Annotated in this window: 3 protein-coding genes; all 3 read right to left on the minus strand. The window is 54.3% G+C overall.

Features of this window, described 5'->3' with window-relative positions; translation table 11 throughout:
* Window positions 1-380 (minus strand): hypothetical protein (locus tag RTI30_RS14170; RefSeq protein WP_312284142.1); only part of this gene is annotated, 380 nt, incomplete at its 3' end.
* A complete protein-coding gene (locus tag RTI30_RS14175) occupies window positions 361-579 on the minus strand; it encodes a hypothetical protein (protein WP_312284143.1) in 219 nt (72 codons plus the stop codon). The genes RTI30_RS14175 and RTI30_RS14170, both read right to left, overlap by 20 nt.
* A complete protein-coding gene (locus RTI30_RS14180) occupies window positions 563-1081 on the minus strand; it encodes a helix-turn-helix domain-containing protein (RefSeq protein ID WP_312284144.1) in 519 nt (172 codons plus the stop codon). Before RTI30_RS14180 ends, RTI30_RS14175 begins: the two co-directional genes overlap by 17 nt.
* Window positions 1082-2130 lie beyond the last annotated feature (1049 nt).

Raw genomic sequence — 2130 nt, forward strand, 5'->3', positions numbered from 1 at the left:
TGAGCGTTACCGGGCGATGTCTCTACAGCCGCGCCACGGTATTTCTGAGCGACAGCCAGCGCTTTAGCGGTCGGCAGGTCGTCTAGCATGATGATCGGGTGCTCTGGCACGGCTGGCCGCGTCCAGACGTTCGCTGGTTGCTGAGAGTTTTGTGCTCTCAGCCAAGGCTCAAGCCTGCCCCAGTCTGCAATGCTAGTTACACGCAAGCGGGCAGGCAGCACGCGATCTACTTTGCGAGTCTCTGCAGAGTACACACCAGCGGCAAACTCCAGAACTGCGACGTGATGGAGCAAAAAGCGGATGAACTCCAGAGCCTGGGCTTTTGTCTCTCCCGCCCCTAAGGGGGGCGGGGTGGTGGCTTTATTGGGTATCATGTTCATGTCCGCCCTCTAGTTTCATCCGTAGCCGGCGACCATTGTCTCGAATCTCTCCGCAAAGGCTCTTTTTCCCTAACGCGAGTAAGTGGTGTTCTGCGACGGACCATTTTTTGAGCAAAGCAAACCAGCCGATCAGCAAGTCTAAGTCAACCGCTTCAGGGTCAAATCCTGAAACCTGTAAGGCATCATCCATCTTGCCCATTCGCATGCTCCGTTGGTTCACTTGCCTTAAACATTGACATGATCCGCCGCTGGATTGCCTCGTCCTTATTAACCAGCGTCTTGGTGACAAATGCGGCGTAATCTTTGCTGGTGTTATAGCCCTTCCACACCTCGTGTGGATTGAGCGCATAAGCGCAAACTTTACCCGCTACGGGTATGCGTATTACCGCCTGTTTTTCTTCTAAGTAATTCAGCCACCGAAAAATAGTCATTCGGCTCACGCCCATTTGTTTAGCGAGAAAAGCCTGATCGGCCACTACTGCCCCGCAAGACGGATCTATATGCTCGGCAAAGAACGCATACAGTCCAGTCGCACCCGGGTTGCCTTTAGCAAGCTCTCTGATGCGCTGCCAGCCTTTCGGATATGTCTGAGTGAATCCGTGGTTCTTTTTCGCTTCTTCGCGCTCTTCTAGCGCTTTCTCTTCCGCTTCCTGTAGGTCTCTTAGCCGCGCCTTCCCGTCCGCCTCTGTGATTACGTCCATGGCTTCAATCCCCCATCGATATATCAATGTATCAATAATGGTATATCATATACCAAAATTGAAGGATCATATACCAATCTGTAACACAGCTGGTGTTACATCGATGTATCACAGCTGGTGTTACAACAGAAAAAATATAACCGTTTATAATCAATAAGATAGAAATTCTCTCTTCTATTCTATAGAGGGCGGGCCTCGATGCACCCCCAATCTCAGACCGGAGCCACAATCTACGACTGCTCAGTCCTTCGACGGTTTTAATCTGCCCTGCGCCCTGCGCTCACTCCGTTCGCTAGGTCTCGGGCAGACGGGTTTAGGTTTCTGATCTGTCGATCTGGAACCAAGGTAGGATAAGAAATTTTTATCGGCGTACAGCCGCTGTACGCTGATAGACGGCTACCGACGGCTACCGAGTAGCCAACACCAGAGATCAGTGAGAGTAGCCGAGTTGAGATTCCCCTTTTGCCGGTAGGCTTTATCTTGCGTTACCATTATTTTCGGCTACCCGGTAGCCTTCGTCCCGCCGCTGTACGCTAGGCCTGCACGGTCGCCAGCACTGCACAGCTCGCCCCGGGATTCTGCACTTTACACATTACTATAAGCTAGTGTTTAGCCGCTAAACACTGATAAAAATTTCTTATTGACGGAGTGTATCTTTGTCTGGTCCGGCACAGTCGCCAGCTATGGGGACGGCAGCCAAGTCCACATCGATCCCTTGGCAGACCATCAGGCCCATGCACGGCACGACTGCCGATCGAGGCGGGCAGCGGCGCCGCTGCCGCGCTGGGCGAGGGACCCGCCCCGAAGGGGCAGGGACGGGGAGCGCGGGAACCCGCCGAGTCGGGTGGCATGATCCGAGTTCCGAATAAAGCCACCACCGCCGCCCCCGATGGGGCGGGAGAGATGCGGGCGTGGTGTTGGCATCGGGGGCTGATCTCGGTCCTAACCTACTACGCAACTACGTCGCTGTAGGCCAAAGAGCTAGCCGCCCTTTGGAAACCTGCTCACCACTGGGCGCGGATGGCTGCGTCTACAGTCCGTCTTGCATA

This window comes from Candidatus Igneacidithiobacillus taiwanensis (genome assembly GCF_031962545.1).
In the GTDB taxonomy this organism is placed as follows: Bacteria; Pseudomonadota; Gammaproteobacteria; order Acidithiobacillales; family Acidithiobacillaceae; genus Igneacidithiobacillus; species Igneacidithiobacillus taiwanensis.

Excerpts from the sequence above, each read along its gene's own strand:
- RTI30_RS14180 (WP_312284144.1), bottom strand. The coding sequence starts at position 1,081 with ATGGACGTAATCACAGAGGCGGACGGGAAGGCGCGGCTAAGAGACCTA.
- RTI30_RS14175 (WP_312284143.1), bottom strand. The coding sequence starts at position 579 with ATGGGCAAGATGGATGATGCCTTACAGGTTTCAGGATTTGACCCTGAA.